This is a genomic window from Nocardia sp. NPDC001965, assembly GCF_053594175.1.
Genome location: NZ_JBSFDZ010000039.1, coordinates 1 through 17,639 on the forward strand (window position 1 = coordinate 1; position 17,639 = coordinate 17,639).

At 67.0% G+C, this 17,639-nt stretch carries 19 protein-coding genes and 1 riboswitch; of the genes, 7 read left to right on the forward strand and 12 right to left on the reverse strand.

Annotation, left to right across the window (positions count from 1 at the left end):
* Positions 1 to 173: 173 nt before the first annotated feature.
* Positions 174 to 1,544 carry a DNA repair protein RadA gene (gene radA / locus ACWCPQ_RS30260; RefSeq protein WP_449905277.1) on the forward strand — a complete coding sequence of 457 codons (1,371 nt, stop codon included), beginning with the start codon at positions 174 to 176 and terminating at the stop codon, positions 1,542 to 1,544.
* Between the two features lie 6 nt (positions 1,545 to 1,550).
* On the opposite strand, the gene ACWCPQ_RS30265 is transcribed toward radA, so the two are convergent.
* Positions 1,551 to 2,219, reverse strand: a complete 669-nt coding sequence (locus tag ACWCPQ_RS30265; RefSeq protein WP_449905211.1) for a hypothetical protein — start codon at positions 2,217 to 2,219, stop codon at positions 1,551 to 1,553.
* Positions 2,220 to 2,304: 85 nt separating this feature from the next.
* Positions 2,305 to 2,928: a carbonic anhydrase gene (locus ACWCPQ_RS30270; RefSeq protein WP_449905213.1), complete on the reverse strand. Its 624-nt coding sequence runs from the start codon at positions 2,926 to 2,928 to the stop codon at positions 2,305 to 2,307.
* 167 nt (positions 2,929 to 3,095) lie between these two features.
* Here ACWCPQ_RS30270 and ACWCPQ_RS30275 point away from each other — a divergent pair, with 167 nt between their 5' ends.
* On the forward strand, positions 3,096 to 3,974 hold the full coding sequence (locus ACWCPQ_RS30275) for an A/G-specific adenine glycosylase (RefSeq protein WP_449905279.1): 879 nt from the start codon (positions 3,096 to 3,098) through the stop codon (positions 3,972 to 3,974).
* An 11-nt stretch (positions 3,975 to 3,985) separates the two neighbouring features.
* On the opposite strand, the gene ACWCPQ_RS30280 is transcribed toward ACWCPQ_RS30275, so the two are convergent.
* Entirely contained in the window at positions 3,986 to 4,756 is a 771-nt protein-coding gene (locus ACWCPQ_RS30280) for an alpha/beta fold hydrolase (protein ID WP_449905215.1), read from the reverse strand.
* A 439-nt stretch (positions 4,757 to 5,195) separates the two neighbouring features.
* Here ACWCPQ_RS30280 and mhuD point away from each other — a divergent pair, with 439 nt between their 5' ends.
* The 4 genes from mhuD to ACWCPQ_RS30300 all read left to right on the forward strand — a co-directional run bounded on the left by mhuD (position 5,196) and on the right by ACWCPQ_RS30300 (position 7,281).
* Positions 5,196 to 5,510: a mycobilin-forming heme oxygenase MhuD gene (gene mhuD / locus ACWCPQ_RS30285; RefSeq protein WP_449905217.1), complete on the forward strand. Its 315-nt coding sequence runs from the start codon at positions 5,196 to 5,198 to the stop codon at positions 5,508 to 5,510.
* A gap of 71 nt (positions 5,511 to 5,581) precedes the next feature.
* Positions 5,582 to 5,729: riboswitch (cobalamin riboswitch) on the forward strand.
* 42 nt (positions 5,730 to 5,771) lie between these two features.
* On the forward strand, positions 5,772 to 5,960 hold the full coding sequence (locus tag ACWCPQ_RS30290; RefSeq protein WP_449905281.1) for a CbtB domain-containing protein: 189 nt from the start codon (positions 5,772 to 5,774) through the stop codon (positions 5,958 to 5,960).
* A complete protein-coding gene (locus ACWCPQ_RS30295) occupies positions 5,951 to 6,751 on the forward strand; it encodes a CbtA family protein (RefSeq protein ID WP_449905219.1) in 801 nt (266 codons plus the stop codon). Before ACWCPQ_RS30290 ends, ACWCPQ_RS30295 begins: the two co-directional genes overlap by 10 nt.
* Positions 6,752 to 6,786: 35 nt before the next feature.
* On the forward strand, positions 6,787 to 7,281 hold the full coding sequence (locus ACWCPQ_RS30300; RefSeq protein ID WP_449905221.1) for a hypothetical protein: 495 nt from the start codon (positions 6,787 to 6,789) through the stop codon (positions 7,279 to 7,281).
* Positions 7,282 to 7,314: 33 nt separating this feature from the next.
* Here ACWCPQ_RS30300 and ACWCPQ_RS30305 read toward each other — a convergent pair whose 3' ends face one another.
* Both ACWCPQ_RS30305 and ACWCPQ_RS30310 read right to left on the reverse strand, forming a co-directional pair.
* On the reverse strand, positions 7,315 to 7,758 hold the full coding sequence (locus ACWCPQ_RS30305) for an OsmC family peroxiredoxin (RefSeq protein ID WP_449905223.1): 444 nt from the start codon (positions 7,756 to 7,758) through the stop codon (positions 7,315 to 7,317).
* Between the two features lie 54 nt (positions 7,759 to 7,812).
* Positions 7,813 to 8,268, reverse strand: coding sequence for an SRPBCC family protein (locus ACWCPQ_RS30310; protein ID WP_449905225.1), 456 nt, complete (start codon positions 8,266 to 8,268; stop codon positions 7,813 to 7,815).
* A 185-nt stretch (positions 8,269 to 8,453) separates the two neighbouring features.
* Between ACWCPQ_RS30310 and ACWCPQ_RS30315 the strand changes: the two genes are divergently transcribed.
* Positions 8,454 to 9,566, forward strand: coding sequence for a sensor histidine kinase (locus ACWCPQ_RS30315; RefSeq protein WP_449905226.1), 1,113 nt, complete (start codon positions 8,454 to 8,456; stop codon positions 9,564 to 9,566).
* 9 nt (positions 9,567 to 9,575) lie between these two features.
* Here the strand turns inward: ACWCPQ_RS30315 and ACWCPQ_RS30320 are convergent, their stop codons facing one another.
* The 7 genes from ACWCPQ_RS30320 to ACWCPQ_RS30350 form a co-directional block, all read right to left on the reverse strand.
* Positions 9,576 to 10,217: a vWA domain-containing protein gene (locus ACWCPQ_RS30320; RefSeq protein ID WP_449905228.1), complete on the reverse strand. Its 642-nt coding sequence runs from the start codon at positions 10,215 to 10,217 to the stop codon at positions 9,576 to 9,578.
* Positions 10,218 to 10,365: 148 nt separating this feature from the next.
* Positions 10,366 to 12,921 (reverse strand): ATP-dependent Clp protease ATP-binding subunit, encoded by a 2,556-nt coding sequence (locus tag ACWCPQ_RS30325; protein ID WP_449905230.1) that lies wholly within the window; start codon positions 12,919 to 12,921, stop codon positions 10,366 to 10,368.
* Positions 12,922 to 13,291: 370 nt separating this feature from the next.
* On the reverse strand, positions 13,292 to 13,915 hold the full coding sequence (locus ACWCPQ_RS30330; protein ID WP_449905231.1) for an FHA domain-containing protein: 624 nt from the start codon (positions 13,913 to 13,915) through the stop codon (positions 13,292 to 13,294).
* Positions 13,916 to 14,169: 254 nt separating this feature from the next.
* Positions 14,170 to 14,529, reverse strand: a complete 360-nt coding sequence (locus ACWCPQ_RS30335) for a histone-like nucleoid-structuring protein Lsr2 (protein WP_449905233.1) — start codon at positions 14,527 to 14,529, stop codon at positions 14,170 to 14,172.
* 117 nt (positions 14,530 to 14,646) lie between these two features.
* Positions 14,647 to 16,113, reverse strand: coding sequence for a lysine--tRNA ligase (gene lysS / locus ACWCPQ_RS30340; RefSeq protein ID WP_449905283.1), 1,467 nt, complete (start codon positions 16,111 to 16,113; stop codon positions 14,647 to 14,649).
* 295 nt (positions 16,114 to 16,408) lie between these two features.
* Positions 16,409 to 16,831, reverse strand: coding sequence for a rhodanese-like domain-containing protein (locus ACWCPQ_RS30345; protein WP_449905285.1), 423 nt, complete (start codon positions 16,829 to 16,831; stop codon positions 16,409 to 16,411).
* 8 nt (positions 16,832 to 16,839) lie between these two features.
* Entirely contained in the window at positions 16,840 to 17,466 is a 627-nt protein-coding gene (locus ACWCPQ_RS30350; protein ID WP_449905234.1) for a cysteine dioxygenase, read from the reverse strand.
* Positions 17,467 to 17,639: the final 173 nt, after the last annotated feature.

Below are 17,639 nucleotides of genomic sequence, written 5' to 3' on the forward strand. Positions count from 1 at the left end.
CGAGGCCCACAAAGGTCGAGGCCCGTCCCGTCGTTCAGCCCTCGAAAGCGCATGAGCCGCAGGCTCGAGTCTCGAGGGCTGAACGACGGGACTTCCGGGGGCCTCGACCCGCGGCGCCGAAGGCGCCGCAAATAAACACTGTCGGCGTATTTGCGTAGGGTGCGGCTGTGGCAGTGACCAAGAACAAAGCCGTCTACCGGTGTTCGGAGTGTGCGCACGAAGTCGCCAAATGGGTCGGTAAATGCCCCGGGTGCGGATCCTGGGGCACCGTGGACGAATCGATACCGGTGGCTGCCACCGCGGCGGGACCGGCGCGTAAGGCGATGCTGCCGACCACCGCCGCCGCCCCGATATCCCGGATCGATTCGCAGACGACCACGGCGCGGTCCACCGGGGTTTCCGAGCTCGACCGGGTGCTGGGGGGTGGGATCGTCGCCGGGTCGGTCGTGTTGTTGTCCGGTGAGCCCGGAGTCGGCAAATCGACGTTGTTGCTCGAGGTGGCGCATCGCTGGGCGCGCCAGCGTGACGAGCGGGCCCTGTATGTCACCGCGGAGGAATCGGCGGGGCAGGTGCGGTTGCGCGCGGACCGGACGGGCGCAGTGCACGACCGGGTGTATCTGGCCGCCGAATCGGATCTATCGGTGGTACTCGGGCATGTCGATCAGGTGAAACCCACACTGCTGGTGGTCGATTCGGTCCAGACGATGCTGGCCGCCGATACCGACGGGGTGATCGGGGGCGTCACCCAGGTGCGGGCGGTGACCGCGGCGCTGACCTCGCTGGCCAAGGCGAGCGGGATCGCGGTACTGCTGGTGGGACATGTCACCAAGGACGGTGCCGTCGCCGGACCGCGCACACTGGAACATCTGGTGGATGTGGTGTTGCAGTTCGAGGGCGACAAGAACACCACATTGCGGATGGTGCGCGGGATCAAGAACCGGTTCGGCAGCGCCGACGAGGTGGGTTGTTTCGAACTCCACGACGACGGAATCGCCTGTGTGACCGATCCTTCCGGGCTCTTCCTGCATCACCGGTCGGATTCGGTACCCGGTACCGCGGTCACAGTCGCGATGGACGGCAAACGGCCGCTGGTCGGCGAGGTGCAGGGGCTGACCGTCGAAACGCAGGTCCCGGCGCCGCGCCGCGCGGTCAGCGGACTGGACTACAACCGGGTCGCCATGGTGCTGGCGGTCCTGCAGAGCCGGTGCGGGCTCTATGTCGGCAAACAGGACATCTACGCGGCCACGGTGGGCGGTATGCGGCTCACCGAGCCGGCCGCCGATCTCGCCATCGCGCTGGCGATCGCCAGTGCCGCCCGGGATACCGCCCTGCCGCCCGGCTGGGTGATCCTCGGCGAAGTCGGGCTGGCCGGCGAGGTCCGGCGGATCACCTCCACCACACGCCGGCTCGCCGAGGCCGAGCGGCTCGGTTTCACCACCGCGGTGGTTCCGCCGGGCACCGACGGCAAGGCCACGCCACTGACCCTGCACGAGGCACCCAGCCTGCGCAGTGCGTTGCGACTGGCGGGGCTGACGAGGAAATGACCCCGGTCAGGCGAGATTGAAAGGTTCGGGCGCGCTGCGCACCGAACCCATCTGTGCCACCACGTTGTAGGCGCCCGCGGGCACCGCGACCCGTTCACCGGCGCATTCCGGCTGGGAGGTCGCGCCGGTCCACGTCACCGTGAAAGCAGCCTGCTCTCCGCGATCGAGGGTCCGGACATCCGGTTCGCCGTCGGGATAGCAGTCCGTGCTCGCCCAGAGCTGACGTCCGCCGTCGAGCGAGTGCACCGACACCCGCTGCAGACCGGAGCCCATGTCCCGGGTGCACGGTGCGCCGGAGATATTGGTGATCACGATCCCGAACACCGGTTCCTCGCCGATCTGGTAGGTGGGTTGCCCCACCGAAACCTTGATCGCCAGTGACTGGTCCGCGCATTGGCCGGACGCCGCCGCGGCGGGTTCGGTACTGCGCGTGGCGGAGGCCGTCGTGGACGGGCGCGTGCTGCTCGCGGTGGTGGACGCCGAGGTGGAACTCGGGGTGGGTTCGCCTGTTTCGGATGTCGATGCCGCCGCGGCGGCATCGGGCGAATCAGCGCCCCGGGAGACGGTGACGGCCAGCCAGATCACCACCGCGAGCGCGACCACGAGCGCTCCGATGGCGAACACGCGACGCCGCCAGTAGATCTCCGGTGGTAACGGTCCTGTCGGTTCCAACACGTGTCAACGGTAAGCGCATCGGGCGGCGGCGTCGGTCAACGGCACACCCGAAGGTATCGCCGATCCCCGGCCGCGCTCGCAGGTATCAGACGGCTTCACCGATATTGCCGACCACCCGGTGTAGTTTCGCCTTGCCGTCGACCAGCTTGTATGTGACGCAGGCGATCGCGCATTCGCCGGCATTCACCCGGTCGGACACGATCATCGACCGCTCCATGAGCAGTCGGCTGGTCTCCACCACATGGCGGGCCTCCAGGTCGTCCACCGAGTTCAGGCCCTCCCGGCGTCCGATCAGCATCGACGGCGTGACCTTCTCCACGATGCTGCGGATGAACCCACCGGGCACCTCACCGCCGTCCAGCGCGTCCAGCGTCGCCTTGACCGCGCCGCAGCTGTCGTGGCCGAGCACCACGATGAGCGGCACGTTCAGCACACCCACCCCGTATTCGATGGACCCCAGCACCGCCGCGTCGATCACATGGCCCGCGGTGCGCACCACGAACATATCGCCGAGGCCCTGGTCGAAGATGAGTTCCGCCGCGACCCGCGAATCACCGCAGCCGAACAGCACTGCGGACGGGCTCTGGCCGCCGACGAGCTTGGCTCGATCGGCAGCTCCCTGGCTAGGATGCAGCAGCGTGCCGTTCACGAAGCGCTCGTTTCCTTCGCGCAGCGACTTCCAGGCACTTACCGGGTTGGACTGAGGCATGGTGTCCATTCTGCACGATTTGGTCTGCTCGCTTGCTTCGGTCCTGTCACAGCGCGGCGGCCGTCCGCGCCCAGCCGGTGGAAATACACGGTGAGATGAACGGAGCGGGTCGGGTGAGCAGGACGAGTGCCGGGAAACCGGGGGTGGGCGCAAGCCGTGTCCACGGGATCGAACCCGGTGCGATCGACTCCGACATCCTGAACGACTGGTATGCCCGGACGGCCCGGGATCTGCCGTGGCGGCGCCCCGGGGTGAGCGCCTGGCAGATCCTGATGAGCGAGATCATGCTGCAACAGACGCCCGTCTCGCGGGTGGAACCGATCTGGCGTGAGTGGGTGCGGCGCTGGCCGGTGCCCTCGGCCATGGCGGCGGCGAGCGCGGGCGAGGTCCTGCGGGCGTGGGGGAAACTCGGCTATCCGCGGCGGGCGCTGCGCTTACACGAATGCGCGCAGGTATTGGCCGCCGAGCACGGCGACGAGGTCCCCGACGATGTCGATGTGCTGCTCGGGTTGCCCGGTATCGGCGCATACACCGCTCGTGCGGTCGCCTGTTTCGCCTATGGACAGCGTGTTCCGGTGGTGGACACCAATGTGCGCCGGGTGGTGGCTCGGGCCGTGCACGGTCGCGGTGAGGCCGGTAATCCGGCAGCGCGCGACCTCGCCGAAACCGAGGCCCTGCTGCCGGGCCGGATCGACCGGGCGGCGGTGTTCTCGGCGGCACTGATGGAACTCGGCGCGACGGTGTGCACCGCGCGGACTCCGGACTGCACCCGCTGTCCGCTGCCCAGCTGCGCGTGGGTCACGGCGGGCCGGCCGATCACCGAATCGACGCGCCGCACCCAGAAATACGAGGGCACCGACCGGCAGGCGCGGGGACGCCTGCTCGACGTGCTGCGGGCCGCCCACGCACCGGTGGAACGAGTCCGGCTCGACCTCGCCTGGACCCGGGACCCGGGCCAGCGCGACCGCGCGCTGGATTCCCTACTGGTCGACGGGTTGATCGAACAGACCGACGACGGACGGTTCGCGCTGGCCGGTGAGGGCTGAGAGCCCGCCGCTCACTGCCCGGCGGCCGCCGCGCTTCCAGCGCGCCGGATCCGGTCGAGGAAACGTTCGACCTCGGCCCGGTAGCGCGCCGGGCGATCGTCGTGCACCAGATGCCCGGCGCCGGGTATCAGGATGTGCTCCGCGGCCGGATGCAGTTCCGCCATCCGGCGCATCTGCCCCGCCGGGGTGATCGTGTACTCGCCCTCGAGCAGCAGGGTCGGCACGGTCAGCTGTTCCCATTCCGGCCAGAACGAACGGGTGCCCCATTCCTCCGAGATGTCCCGGAACGTAGCGACTTCCCCGTGCAACCGGTAACCGTCCGCACCGTGCTCGAACGAATTCAGGAAATAGCGGCCCGCGACCGGCCCGAAATGCGCGACCAGCGCCGCTTCGTCGGGAAAGGGCTGCGGCCAGGCCTCGACCATGGCAGCCCAGTGCGCGGCCGTCCGCCCGGTGAAATCGGCGGCCATATCCTCGACCACCAGCGCCCGCACCCGGCTCGGATACGTGGCCGCGAAAACCCATCCGTGCAGGCCGCCCATCGAATGGCCCACCACGATCATCGGCTCGGAAATCCCCGCGGTGGCTTCGGCGAGATCGGCGACGAACGCGTCGGTGCTGAGTTCGGCCGGCGCCGGCCGCCCGTGGCCCGCCGCATCGAAGGTGAACACCCGGCCGTGCTCGCGCAGCCAAGGAACCTGGTCCTGCCAGGTGCGGGCACTGCCCATCAACCCGTGCAGCAGCAGTATCGGAGCCCCGGTCCCACCTTCGTCGTGCAACACCGGGCCGAGTTTATTCATATCGCTGCACAGGCCGGGTCTTCGTCGGCCTCGAGCACGCGTGCCGAGCCATCGATACACGCAGGAACCCACCGCGACTTGCCAGGTCCCCTCGCCCCGGCGGCCGGCCAGGCCCGGTTCCGAAGCGACGGAGCACAGCAACCGGCCCCGCCTGCCGCCATCGACTCGCAGGTCTGTGATGCCCGACATCCGCGAAGCCCGGACTCGCCCCTTCAGCACCTACCGACTGCTCACCAGGCTTTCCGCGCAAACCGTCATCCACCCGATCGGTCGACCTCGGTGGTCGGGGCCCGCCCCGGTTCTGGAGCGACAGAGCGATGGAGCGCAGCGACTGAGCGGCGGAGTGAAGAACCGGGGTCACGAGGGCTCCGACCCCGCGCCGCCGGAGGCGGCGCCATCAACACAGTCCTAAGCTCGAGGTATGGCTGTTGTGAAGATCAATGCGATCGAGATCCCCGAGGGCGCCGGTCCCGAACTGGAGAAGCGGTTCGCCCATCGTGCGCACGCGGTCGAGAACTCCCCCGGGTTCCTCGGCTTCCAGTTGTTGCGGCCCACCGCCGGCGAGAACCGCTATTTCGTCGTCACCCAGTGGGATTCCGAGGAGTCCTTCACGGCGTGGCGTGACGGCCCGGCCAAGGAGGCCCACGCCGGGCAGCAGAACAAACCCGTCGCCACCGGCGCCTCCCTGCTGGAGTTCGAGGTCGTGCTCGATGTAGCGGGTAAGCCCGCCTCCTGAATCCTGCCGGACCATCTGGCCACGTCACCGAGTACCAGTGGCGTGGCCAGTGCTTATTCGCGAGCATATTGACGACGGGTCGCACCTGGTGTCAAAGTTCGAGGTGAAAGCGGAGGTGATGCGGTAATCCGGTGAAAACCCGGAGCGGTCGCGCCACTGTGATGTCCGTCCCGGCCGGGGTGGACAGAGTCAGACACCGGCACCTGCGCAGAACTCGCGAACCGGACGCGAGCATCCGGATGAGGAGGATCGACCATGGCCATGACCCACGTCCCGAGCAGGGCCGCCGATACTGTGGCGACAGTGCTCGTCACTGTCGGAGTGGTGCTGCTGGCATTGCTGACGCTGTATCTGGTCGGGTTCGATCAGGGTGCCATTTCGCGCAGTGGAATGTTCATGCACGAACTGATGCACGACGGACGCCATCTGCTGGGTGTTCCATGCCATTGAGCGGATCCTTCGGTGCTCTACTGCTCCGTGGTCTGCTCGCCGGTCTGATCGCCGGTCTCCTCGCGGGTGTCGTCGGCAGTTTCGTCGGTGAACCCAAGGTCGATGCTGCCATCGCCATCGAGGAGGCCGCGGCTCCCGCCGAAGCGCATTCTCACGATCCCGGCGCAGGTCACGCGCATGAGGAGAGCACCGAACACACACACGGTGACGATGCCGTGGTGAGCAGGCCGTGGCAGAAGTTCGGCCAGTTCCTGGCCGATGCCCTGGCGGGTACGGCGTTCGGCGCGATCGTCGCGACCGCGGCGCATTACCTCCGGAGGTTCAGCTCACTGCCCGGCCAGCGACTGGCGCTGGGGGTCGGTCTGGCGGGCTGGGTCGCGGTGGTCGCGGTGCCGTTCTTCAAATATCCGGCGAACCCGCCGGCGGTGGGCGACCCGGAGACCATCAACGACCGCACCCTGCTCTGGGTGGCCGCGGTGGCGCTCGGCCTCGCGGCCGTCACGGCCGCTGCCTATATCTGGAAAGTACTGCGTTCGCAGCCGGAGTCCTTCCGGGCGGTGGCCGCGGTAGCCGGTTTCGTCCTCGTCACCACTCTCGGTTATGTCCTGCTTCCCGGAGTGAACGAGGTGGGCGCCGATTTCCCGGCAACGCTGCTGTGGGAGTTCCGGGCCGCCTCGCTGGCCGTATCCACCACATTGTGGGTGGGTATCGGGCTCGTATTCGCCGCGCTCACCGAATGGAGTGCTCGCCGCAGTACCTCGGTACCGGAGGTCGCTGCTACGGCCGGGTGATCCCGGCCGCGGCCGTGCCCGCGCAGAGTCGGTGCATGAACGACACCGCATTCGTCCACCGGGACAGCGGGTTCGCCCGCCCGACGGCCGTCACCACTGCCTTTGCCGCAATGGTGGCGGCCGTGGGCTGGGGCATCGCCGAAACCGTCGTACGCAGCGTGAACCTGTTGAACGGCGAGGTCGCCGATATCGGCTCGCTCGCGGGCGGCTGGCTGGTCAGAGCAGTGGTATATCTCGTAGTGCTCGGGACGGCCCGGCGGATGTCGCGGGGCGACCGCTGGGCTCGGGCCCTGCTCACCGCCGGGATCGGGGTGATCGGGACAGCCTCACTGGTGGTGGAGCCCATCCGGATGTTCGCTGCCTCGGGCACGCAGCTGTTCGCCGATCTCGGTGCGACGACCGTACTCGTGGCGATCACCCGGATCGGACATCTCGGCGCGGTGTTCGTCGCGATCCCGGCCATGTACACACCGGCCGCTCGCGCCTGGTTCCGAGCCGTACCCGGCACCGGATCTCGCGCAGCACTGTGATCCCGGGCCCCGATCCAGGGCCCGGGACAGCGATCAGGATTCCAGAGCGGCGTCGAGCGTGATGTCGTCCACTCCGGCCAGCGCCTTGCTGATCGGGCAACCGGCTTTGGCCGCGGCCGCCGCCGCCACGAAACCGGCGTTGTCGAGTCCGGACACCCGGCCGCGCACGGTCAGCGCGATCCGGTTGATCCGGAAACCGCCGGCCGGGTCGGGGCCCAGGGTTACCGCGGCCGAGACGTCGAGGCTCTGCGGGGTACCGCCGGCCTGCGCGATCTCGTTCGACAGCGCCATCGCGTAGCAGGACGAATGCGCCCCCGCGATCAGCTCTTCGGGGCTGGTCGTGCCGTCGGCGTCATCGGCCGACCGCTTGGGGAAGGACACCTCGTACTTGCCGACCCCCGAGCTGACCAGCTCGACCTGGCCGGAGCCGTCCTGCAGACCACCGGTCCATGCGGTGCGCGCGGTACGTGTGGGCATCACGATCCTTTCGAAGACGATTCGTTGTGAGCCTGTCCGAACCTACTCGTACCGTCAGCCCGTCGCAGCGGTTCGTTCGTCCAGACGGGCCAGAGCCGTGGTCCAGACCTCCCGGTGCCGGTCGCGGGCGGCTTCGCCGGCGAAACCGCTGTGCCGCAAACGCAACCGGATGCCGCGCGGCTGTTTGACGAACTCCACCCGGACAACGGTTTCCGCGCCCTCGGTACCCTCGGCACCGGTCACCCAGGTCATTTCGACCAGTCGTCCCGGTTCCAATCGGACGAAGCGGCCGTAATGCGGCCGGACGGTCCCCTCGTGCAGGGTCTCGAAATAGAACGGCTCGTTCGCCTCGGGCCGCATCCGGACCGAGGACGGCTCCGCGAACCAGATATCGAACCCCTGGGTCCACGCCAGATACAGGAGATCGGGTGAAGCGGTCATCACCCGCTCCACCATGAGTTCGTACGGCCGTGCGGACAGGTCCGGTACACGCACTTGCTGGTCGACCATCACTGGACCATACCCGCGTCTGGCCAGGTGCCGTCGCAGATGCCGCGATCACGCGCCGCCCCCGGCCGGTGCACGCGCAACCGGCAGGTCCGTGTTCGGAATACCATTGCGGCACCGGGAATCCGGGTGCGCACCGACGATCGAACACAACGGGCGAATAGGGTGGTGCAGGTGGAGAGTTCGCGATGACGGGCTGGCAGGTGGTCCTGCTACTGGGTTGGCCGGCGCTGGCCGCGGCACTGGTCGAAGTGCTGCGGCAGCGTCGCATGCTCCTCCGGGCCCGGCAGGCGCTGGACACCGCCGAGCGCACGGTCGCTGCGCAGCAGCGAGAACTCGGAGCGCGGGCAGAGCGTCTGCTGATCGCGCGGGAACTGCACGATGTGGTGGGGCACAACCTGTCGCTGATCAATGTGCAGGCCGGGATGGCCCTCCAGCAGGTGGAGAACAAATCGGCCAAAGCGGCCGGTACTGTGGCCGAGATCAAATCGACCAGCCGCAACGCACTGGAGGATGTGCAGGCGCTACGCCATGCCATCCAGGCTGTCGAGCCCGCTCCCGGGCCCCCCGCCCCGGTCTCCGGCGATCAGCCCCCGGACAGCCGCGACCCGGGCGCGGCCGATCGCGAGAAACGTCCCCGGCGCGGCGGTTTCGGTCGCCGGGAACGGCCGGGCGGCGACCGTTCGCCCCGGAATGTGGAGAACGGGGGCCGTCTCCCGGTCGCCGCGGTCGCACCGAGTCCACCGCCCCGTGAACCCGATCCCACCATGTCCGATCTGGACGAACTTCTCCGTAAACCCCGGGCGGCGGGCCTGACCGTACACACCCGGGTGGTGGGGACTCCCGATTCGCTGCCCGCGGCCATCGACGACGCCGCCACTCAGATCGTGCGGGAATCCCTCGCCAATGTCGTCCGCCACGCTCCCGGCTCCGAAGCCACCGTGACCGTCCGCTACACCGCCGATTCGGTGGACCTCACCGTCGACAACACCCGCCCCACCGGCAGACCGGAACACACCGGCCCCACTCGTGGCATGGGCATCATCGCCATGCGCGAACATACGCACGCCCTCGGCGGTGCGCTGACCGCCGGCCCGAAGCCCAGCGGTGGTTATCGGGTGGCGGCGCGGCTACCGAGCCGCCCGCTCCGGATAGCGATCGACCCGGACGCCCGGCCGCGCACCCGTAAAGATCCGACGGACAGCGGTTCTCGCGAAACGACGGCTCCGGTCGCGGTGACCACCGAGCCACGGCGGATCGCGCCGGGCCGGGACGGGACCGATCCCGGCGCGGCGGAGTGATACCGCGCCTCAGCCGGGGTTCGCGTCACGCCGCTCCGCCTCGGTGAAGCCCTCGGCCCGGGCCGAACCCGCAGGCTCCTGCAAGCGCCGTGAATAGGCACCGGCCGCCCGGAAAACTCCGGCGACGCCGGACGGTGCCGCGCCGTAGGTGATGGACTGCTGCGGTGCGAATCCGAGCCCGCTGCCGATCGCGACAGCGTCCATATTGGCGCCCAGGAACAGGAAATCCCAGCTGTACACGTTCTGTTGCTGCTCGATCAGCGAGCGCACCGCGGCATGCGTCCATTCACGGCTCGAATTCTCGTGACCGTCGGTCAGTACGACCACGATCACGGTGCCGGGCCGGTCGTGCTCCGGCCGCGCGGCCAGTTCGGCACCGAGATCGGTGACGAGTTTGCCGATGGCGTCGTAGAGAGCGGTACCGCCGCGCGGTTGTAGCACCGGCGCCGGGACCTCGTCGATCGGGACGTTCGAGTACACGGATTCGTACTCGGTGTCGAATTGCGCGAGCGTGACCCGCACCGATTTCCCGACTGTGCGCTGCTCCTCGAAATACGCGGCCAGGCCGCCCTCGGTATCCGATTTGATGGTCTGCATCGAGCCGGAGCGGTCGAGCAGTACGGCGATGGTGGTCAGATCCGGATTCGTCATGGTGATACCCCCGATTCGTATCGAATGAACGACACCCACCGTACTCGCGCCCACCGACCGCGAACCCCCGGACGATCGGCGGCCCGCGGCACGAAAAAGGCCTGCCCACCGGGGTGAACCGGTGGGCAGGCCCGATGCTTCGTTACGGCTACTCGCCCGATGCGGCCTCGGTCGAACCCTCGGACGCGCCGGTCAGCACGACCTCGGGCTTCTTCTCACCGTCGTCCTTGGTGAGCTTGGCCTTCGGGGTGAAGGTGAACTTCGCGTCCTCGCCGGAACCTTCGCCGTCCCAGCCCTCGACGTCCACGATCACGTTCTGGCCCGCCCCGATCTCGCCGAAGAGGATCTTCTCCGACAGCTGATCCTCGATCTCGCGCTGAATGGTGCGGCGCAGCGGCCGGGCACCGAGCACGGGGTCGAAGCCGCGCTTGGCCAGCAGGCTCTTGGCGTTCTCGGTGAGCTCCATCGACATGTCCTTGTTCTTCAGCTGCACGCCGACGCGGTTGATCATCAGATCCACCATCTCCACGATCTGCTCGGTGGTGAGCTGGTGGAAGACGATGACGTCGTCGATACGGTTGAGGAACTCCGGCCGGAAATGCTTCTTCAGCTCGTCGTTGACCTTGAGCTTCATCCGCTCGTAGTTCGAACCCTCGGCGTTGCTCTGGGTGAAGCCCAGACCCACGGCCTTCGAGATATCGGAGGTACCGAGGTTCGAGGTGAAGATCAGCACCGTGTTCTTGAAGTCCACGGTCCGGCCCTGGCCGTCGGTGAGGCGGCCGTCCTCGAGCACCTGCAACAGGGTGTTGTAGATCTCCTGGTGGGCCTTCTCGATCTCGTCGAACAGCACGACCGAGAACGGCTTGCGGCGCACCTTCTCGGTGAGCTGGCCGCCCTCTTCGTAGCCGACGTACCCGGGAGGGGCACCGAACAGCCGCGAGGCGGTGAAGCGGTCGTGGAACTCGCCCATATCGATCTGGATGAGTGCGTCGTCGTCGCCGAACAGGAAGTTCGCCAGCGCCTTGGACAGCTCGGTCTTACCGACACCGGACGGGCCGGCGAAGATGAACGAACCGGACGGACGCTTCGGATCCTTCAGGCCGGCGCGGGTGCGGCGGATGGCCTTGGAAACGGCCTTGACCGCGTCCTCCTGGCCGATGATCCGCTTGTGCAGCTCGTCCTCCATACGGAGCAGACGGGTGGTCTCCTCCTCGGTGAGCTTGAAGACGGGAATACCGGTCCAGTTGGCCAGCACCTCGGCGATCTGCTCGTCGTCGACCTCGGCCACGACATCCAGATCTCCGGAGCGCCACTGCTTCTCGCGCTCGGCCCGCTTGGCGACGAGCTGCTTCTCCTTGTCGCGCAGCCGCGCGGCCTTCTCGAAGTCCTGCGCGTCGATCGCCGATTCCTTCTCCCGGCGCGCGTCGGCGATCTTGTCGTCGAATTCGCGCAGGTCCGGCGGGGCGGTCATCCGGCGGATACGCATCCGGGCGCCGGCCTCGTCGATCAGGTCGATCGCCTTGTCCGGCAGGAACCGGTCGTTGATGTAGCGATCGGCCAGGGTGGCGGCGGCGACCAGGGCACCGTCGGTGATGGACACCCGGTGGTGCGCCTCGTAGCGGTCGCGCAGGCCCTTGAGGATGTTGATGGTGTGCTCGACGGTCGGCTCGCCCACCTGCACCGGCTGGAACCGGCGTTCCAGGGCGGCGTCCTTCTCGATGTACTTGCGGTACTCGTCGAGAGTGGTGGCACCGATGGTCTGCAGCTCACCGCGGGCCAGTTTCGGCTTCAGGATCGAGGCCGCGTCGATGGCGCCCTCGGCGGCACCCGCACCGACCAGCGTGTGCAGCTCGTCGATGAACAGGATGATGTCGCCGCGGGTGTTGATCTCCTTGAGCACCTTCTTGAGGCGCTCCTCGAAATCACCGCGGTAGCGGCTGCCCGCGACCAGGGAACCCAGGTCGAGGGTGTACAGCTGCTTGTCCTTCAGTGTCTCCGGAACCTCACCGTTGACGATGGCCTGGGCCAGACCCTCGACCACGGCGGTCTTACCGACACCGGGCTCACCGATCAGGACGGGGTTGTTCTTGGTGCGGCGGCTCAGCACCTGCATGACCCGCTCGATCTCCTTCGAGCGGCCGATGACGGGGTCGAGCTTGCCTTCCAGCGCGGCCTGGGTGAGGTTACGGCCGAACTGGTCGAGCACCAGCGAAGTGGACGGGGTACCGGTTTCGCCACGGGCACCGGATTCGACCGGCTCCTTGCCCTGGTACCCGGACAGCAGCTGGATGACCTGCTGGCGGACCCGGTTGAGGTCGGCGCCGAGCTTGACCAGCACCTGCGCCGCGACACCCTCGCCCTCACGGATCAGACCGAGCAGGATGTGCTCGGTGCCGATGTAGTTGTGGCCGAGCTGCAACGCCTCGCGCAGGCTCAGCTCCAGCACCTTCTTGGCGCGGGGGGTGAACGGAATATGGCCGGACGGGGCCTGCTGGCCCTGACCGATGATCTCTTCGACCTGGCTGCGCACGCCCTCCAGCGAGATGCCGAGCGATTCCAGCGACTTGGCCGCGACACCCTCACCCTCGTGGATCAGACCCAGCAGGATGTGCTCGGTGCCGATGTAGTTGTGGTTGAGCATCCGGGCCTCTTCTTGGGCCAGGACGACGACACGCCTCGCGCGGTCGGTGAACCTCTCGAACATCGCTCCCTCACTCTCCTGCTCCGGACTCTATGGCCGGCTGACGCCGTGGTGTGTCGTGGACAACCGTCGACCTCAGCCTGCCATGTAGGCCAGGGGTTGCGGCCCCCGCCTCCCACTCTAGTTGGCAGGGGATTACGCCGCCGCCGCTCCACCCTATTGATGTGGAGCTGTCGGCAGGGCTATTCACTCATAACGCCCTTACCCGCCGATTGGTTTCCCACTCCGGTTTTGCCCAGAGCGAACAGAACGGCTCCCAGAGCTGGGGAGCCCGGCGCGGTGGGCCGGAGGCGGGATCCGACGGATGCACGACCGGGACCCGGTCGACGGGCATCACGGGAGCGCACGGCCGCCGCGATTGCGGAACGGGACGTCAGAGGTCGCGATCTGCGATGAGTCCGCTGCGCATCGCCAGTGCGGCGAGCCGGACGCGCTTCTGGTTCTGCGGCAGATCTTCGACGCCGAACTTGGCGAACAGGGCGCGCAGATGGGTCTTGACGGCGTCCACGCTCAGATACAGTTCGTCCGCGATCTGCTGATTGGTGGCGGGGGCCGCGAAACCCGCGTCCCCTTTGTACGGACGGCACAAGGCGACCAGTACCGCGCGCTGGGCTTCCGTGAGGGAACGAACGGTGGGCAGGCCGGCACCGGAAGCCCGGGTGGCATCGTCGGCGACGCCGTTGAAATCGTGGAAGGACACCAGCGAGGTACCGACCCGGATACGGTCACCGGGCATCAGCCGGCGGCGGCCGTTGATGCGCTCGCCGTTGACGAACGTGCCGTTGCGGGAAAGGCCGTCGTCCACGATGGTCCACTGTGCGGCGAGGTATTCGACGGCGGCGTGCAACCGCGACACCTCGGCGTCCCAGCGCAGCGACAGATCGGCGCCCGCGGACCGGCCGATGGTGATCCGCTGCCGATCGGGGCTCAACATCACTTCGCGCCTACGGCCTTCGTCATCGGTGAATCGAAGGAACGAACCGACGGATCCGGTCACTGCGCCGATACCTCACCTCTCCATACCGGCAGCAACTGCCGGGCACTGCGGACCTCTTGCACTGCGGCGCGCGTGGCCCGGCCGATCACGTCTATGGTGCCGGGCAGTCGGCCGCTCGGGCAAGATGGAACGCCGCCGGGCGCAGCGGCCCCGGCGATCGACGCCGGGGCCAGCGGTAATTCCAAATAGCTATCGAGAAGACCCACCATCGCCGCGTTCTGTGAATAACCCGCGGGCGACGGTTGAAAGAAGAACTATCCCTTCGCGGCCTTGTTGTACGCATCGGTGATATCGGCGGAGATACGGCCACGCGCGGAAACCTTGTGACCATTGCGGCGCGCCCACTCACGAATAGCCGCGCTTTGTTCGCGGTCCATGGTGGCCCGCGCCTTGGTGTTACCTGCGGCCGCGACCGCGGACTTCACCCGCCGCCGGCCGCTCACCCGGCGGGCACTGGAAACCCACTGCTCCAACTCGTCCCGAAGCTTCGACGCATTCGTCGACGACAGGTCGATCTCGTACGACACCCCATCGATTGCAAACTCGATGGTCTCGTCCGCGATGGACTCACCGTCGACATCGTCGATCAGGCTAACGGTGACCTTCTTTGCCATGAGATGAACGTCCTCTCGAAATCGTGCGGCCCGCAAAATCAGGCCGATTACCCGAGGCAAGAATACCCCGAATTCGGAAAATTCCAAGACGAGCGGCCTGCTATGCAAACCGTTCGCTCAACGGCCGACCGGCCGCACTATTGGGAACAGTATCGTTTCCCGGATTCCCAATCCGGTGAGTGCCATCAACAACCTATCGATTCCCATACCGGTTCCGGTTGTCGGCGGCATCCCGTGTTCCATGGCGGCCAGGAAGTCTTCGTCGAGCACCATTGCCTCGTCGTCGCCGGCCGCGGCCAGGCGCGCCTGATCGATGAACCGTTCACGTTGGATCACCGGATCCACCAACTCCGAATAGCCGGTGGCCAACTCGAAGCCACGGACGTACAGATCCCACTTCTCGGTGACACCGGCCCGCGACCGATGCTGCCTGGTCAGCGGAGAAGTTTCGACCGGGAAATCGCGAACGAAAGTCGGCACGTACAGCTTGTCGCCGTAGGTGTGCTCCCAGAGTTCCTCCACCAGTTTGCCATGGCCGTAGCCCTTGCCCTCGGGAATTTCCAGACCGACCCGATCGGCCAGTTCGAGCAATTCCGGAACAGTTGTTTCCGGAGTGACCTCGACCCCCACCGACTCGGACAACGACGGATACATCTCGACCGTTGTCCACTCACCGCTCAGGTCGTATTCCGAACCATCGGCAAGGGTGACGACCTGAGTTCCGAGCGCCTCCTGCGCGACTTCCTGGATCAATTCCCGGGTCATGCGCGCGGAGTCGTCATAGGTTCCGTACGCCTGATAAGTCTCGAGCATCGCGAACTCGGGCGAATGAGTTGAATCGGCGCCTTCGTTACGGAAGTTCCGATTGATCTCGAACACCCGCTCCAGTCCGCCGACCACACAGCGTTTCAGAAACAGCTCGGGAGCAATGCGCAGGTAGAGATCCATATCGAGCGCATTGGAGTGCGTGCGGAATGGTCGTGCCGCCGCGCCCCCGTGCAGGGTCTGCAGCATCGGAGTCTCGACCTCGAGGAAATCACGACGCTCCAGCGCGTTGCGCAACGCACGCACGACCGCCACCCGGGTACGAGCCGTTTCCCGGGCCTCCGGACGCACGATCAGATCGACATAGCGCTGCCGGACCCGGGTCTCCTCGCTCATCTCCTTGTGCGCTACCGGTAGCGGGCGCAGCGCCTTGGCCGCCATGGACCAGGAATCGGCCATGACACTCAATTCACCTGTACGCGACGCGATGACCTCACCGTGGACGAAAACCATATCGCCGAGATCCACATCGGCCTTCCAGGCCGCCAGCGCATCCGCACCGACACCGTTCAGGCTCACCATGGCCTGCAAAGTGGTGCCGTCGCCCTCCTGTAGCTGAGCGAAGCACAATTTACCGGTATTGCGCATGAAGATGACCCGGCCGGCCACACCGACGAGCTCACCGGTCGCGGTATCGGCCGCGAGATCCGGATAGGCGGCACGGATTTCGCCCAGACTATGGGTACGCGGCACCGAAACGGGGTATGCCTCCCCGCCGGACCCGAGCAGCCGCTCCCGCTTCTCCCGGCGGATCCGCATCTGCTCGGGGACGTCGTCGACCTCCACGGAGCGGCTGGATCGCCCCGCGGGAACAACGCCCGCGGAGCCGCCGGATGACGAGATGTTCGGGTTGCTCACAGCGAACCACCCTAGCGTGCACGGCAAACCGATTCGTCATCCGCCCGCCCCAACGGTGCGATCAGAAATCGGCAGTGGAAGGCGCGACGGACCACCCCGGGAGAAATAGACCATTTGGTTGCTCAGAATTCTCCCGGTGAACCGGTACACGGCGGAAATGTATTGTCGTCCGGCCGCATTCGGCCGGGCATACAATTCAGAGAACAGCGAGCGAACGAACTTCCCTGGTGAAGTGCGCGGCGCCGGTCGCGACCGATCGCATACCGGCTGCTTCCAGTGCCTTATATCCGCCGACCAGATCGGTCGCCCGGTGCAGACCCAATTGGCGCAACGACGCCGCGGCCAGACTGGAGGTGTATCCCTCGGAGCACACCACCACCCATTCCACATCGTGATCGGTGGCCAGGGCGAGACGAGCCGAACTGCTGGGATCGAGCCGCCACTCGAGCACATTTCGTTCGATGACCAGGGCTCCGGGTAGCGCGCCCTCCCGGGCCCGCTGGGCCGCGGGCCGGATATCGACCAGGAACGCGCCCCGAGCGAGCGCAGCGGGGAGCTCCACGGGATGGATCCGCCGCAACTGGGAACGGGCCTGATCGAGCATCTGGTCGATGGTCAGTCGCGACATCAGAGATCACCTTCGGGCTGGTCGGTGAGAACGGTGTGGGTGCGGCGCAGGCTGCCGTGTCCGGTGACTTCGTAGTAGGACATGGCGGTGAGCGGCGGCGAGTAGGCGTGCACGCTGAGCGTGGGATCGAGCGGTCCGACAGCCGGGGCCCCCGATACCGCGATCCGATCGGGGGCCCGCACGACATCGTGCACCCAGCCGATGGGGAAGGCGGCCTGATCGCCGGCGGACAGCACGCGGTGGCGCAATTCGGTACCGTTCCAACGGTATTCGGCCAGAGCACCACTGAGCACCGTCAGGGCGCCGAGCGAACCGGCGTGATCGTGCAGTTTTGTGGACTTATCCGGAGTCCAGCTGATCAGCCAGACATCGACCTCGTCGTCGGAGACCAGCCGGGTGGCCCAGCGATCGACCACCGGCCACGATCCGTCGGCGGGAAGCAGATGGTCGTACCGGCCGGCGAGCACATCCTCACCGGTCTCGTCGGTCAGCCGGAGCAGATCCGCGGGCCGTAACCGAGTCGGCAGCGCCGGAGCGATCGGACGATCGGGAATCGGATTCGCGGCCGCGGCGGAAGTATCACGAGCCGACCGGCGCACTACGGACGAAAGAACAGGCGAATGCATCAGCGCATCTCCAGGAAGTAAAGAAACGGTCGAGGACTGCAGAATGCCTCGAACGGTCGAGGCGAATCAGCCTCGACAACACTCCTGGGTACGCATGCGAATCAGCACACGGTGAGCTTAGCAAGCCGCCGACGCCACGGCCACATTCGAGGCGGCGGAATATGTCACAGCCG

Bases quoted from the DNA above. Each gene is read 5' to 3' on its own strand.
- ACWCPQ_RS30270 (WP_449905213.1), bottom strand. From the start codon at position 2,928: ATGCCTCAGTCCAACCCGGTAAGTGCCTGGAAGTCGCTGCGCGAAGGA.
- mhuD (WP_449905217.1), top strand. From the start codon at position 5,196: ATGGCTGTTGTGAAGATCAATGCGATCGAGATCCCCGAGGGCGCCGGT.
- ACWCPQ_RS30290 (WP_449905281.1), top strand. From the start codon at position 5,772: ATGACCCACGTCCCGAGCAGGGCCGCCGATACTGTGGCGACAGTGCTC.
- ACWCPQ_RS30295 (WP_449905219.1), top strand. From the start codon at position 5,951: ATGCCATTGAGCGGATCCTTCGGTGCTCTACTGCTCCGTGGTCTGCTC.
- ACWCPQ_RS30300 (WP_449905221.1), top strand. From the start codon at position 6,787: ATGAACGACACCGCATTCGTCCACCGGGACAGCGGGTTCGCCCGCCCG.
- ACWCPQ_RS30305 (WP_449905223.1), bottom strand. From the start codon at position 7,758: ATGCCCACACGTACCGCGCGCACCGCATGGACCGGTGGTCTGCAGGAC.
- ACWCPQ_RS30310 (WP_449905225.1), bottom strand. From the start codon at position 8,268: ATGGTCGACCAGCAAGTGCGTGTACCGGACCTGTCCGCACGGCCGTAC.
- ACWCPQ_RS30315 (WP_449905226.1), top strand. From the start codon at position 8,454: ATGACGGGCTGGCAGGTGGTCCTGCTACTGGGTTGGCCGGCGCTGGCC.
- ACWCPQ_RS30320 (WP_449905228.1), bottom strand. From the start codon at position 10,217: ATGACGAATCCGGATCTGACCACCATCGCCGTACTGCTCGACCGCTCC.
- ACWCPQ_RS30325 (WP_449905230.1), bottom strand. From the start codon at position 12,921: ATGTTCGAGAGGTTCACCGACCGCGCGAGGCGTGTCGTCGTCCTGGCC.
- ACWCPQ_RS30335 (WP_449905233.1), bottom strand. From the start codon at position 14,529: ATGGCAAAGAAGGTCACCGTTAGCCTGATCGACGATGTCGACGGTGAG.
- lysS (WP_449905283.1), bottom strand. From the start codon at position 16,113: ATGCGGATCCGCCGGGAGAAGCGGGAGCGGCTGCTCGGGTCCGGCGGG.
- ACWCPQ_RS30350 (WP_449905234.1), bottom strand. From the start codon at position 17,466: ATGCATTCGCCTGTTCTTTCGTCCGTAGTGCGCCGGTCGGCTCGTGAT.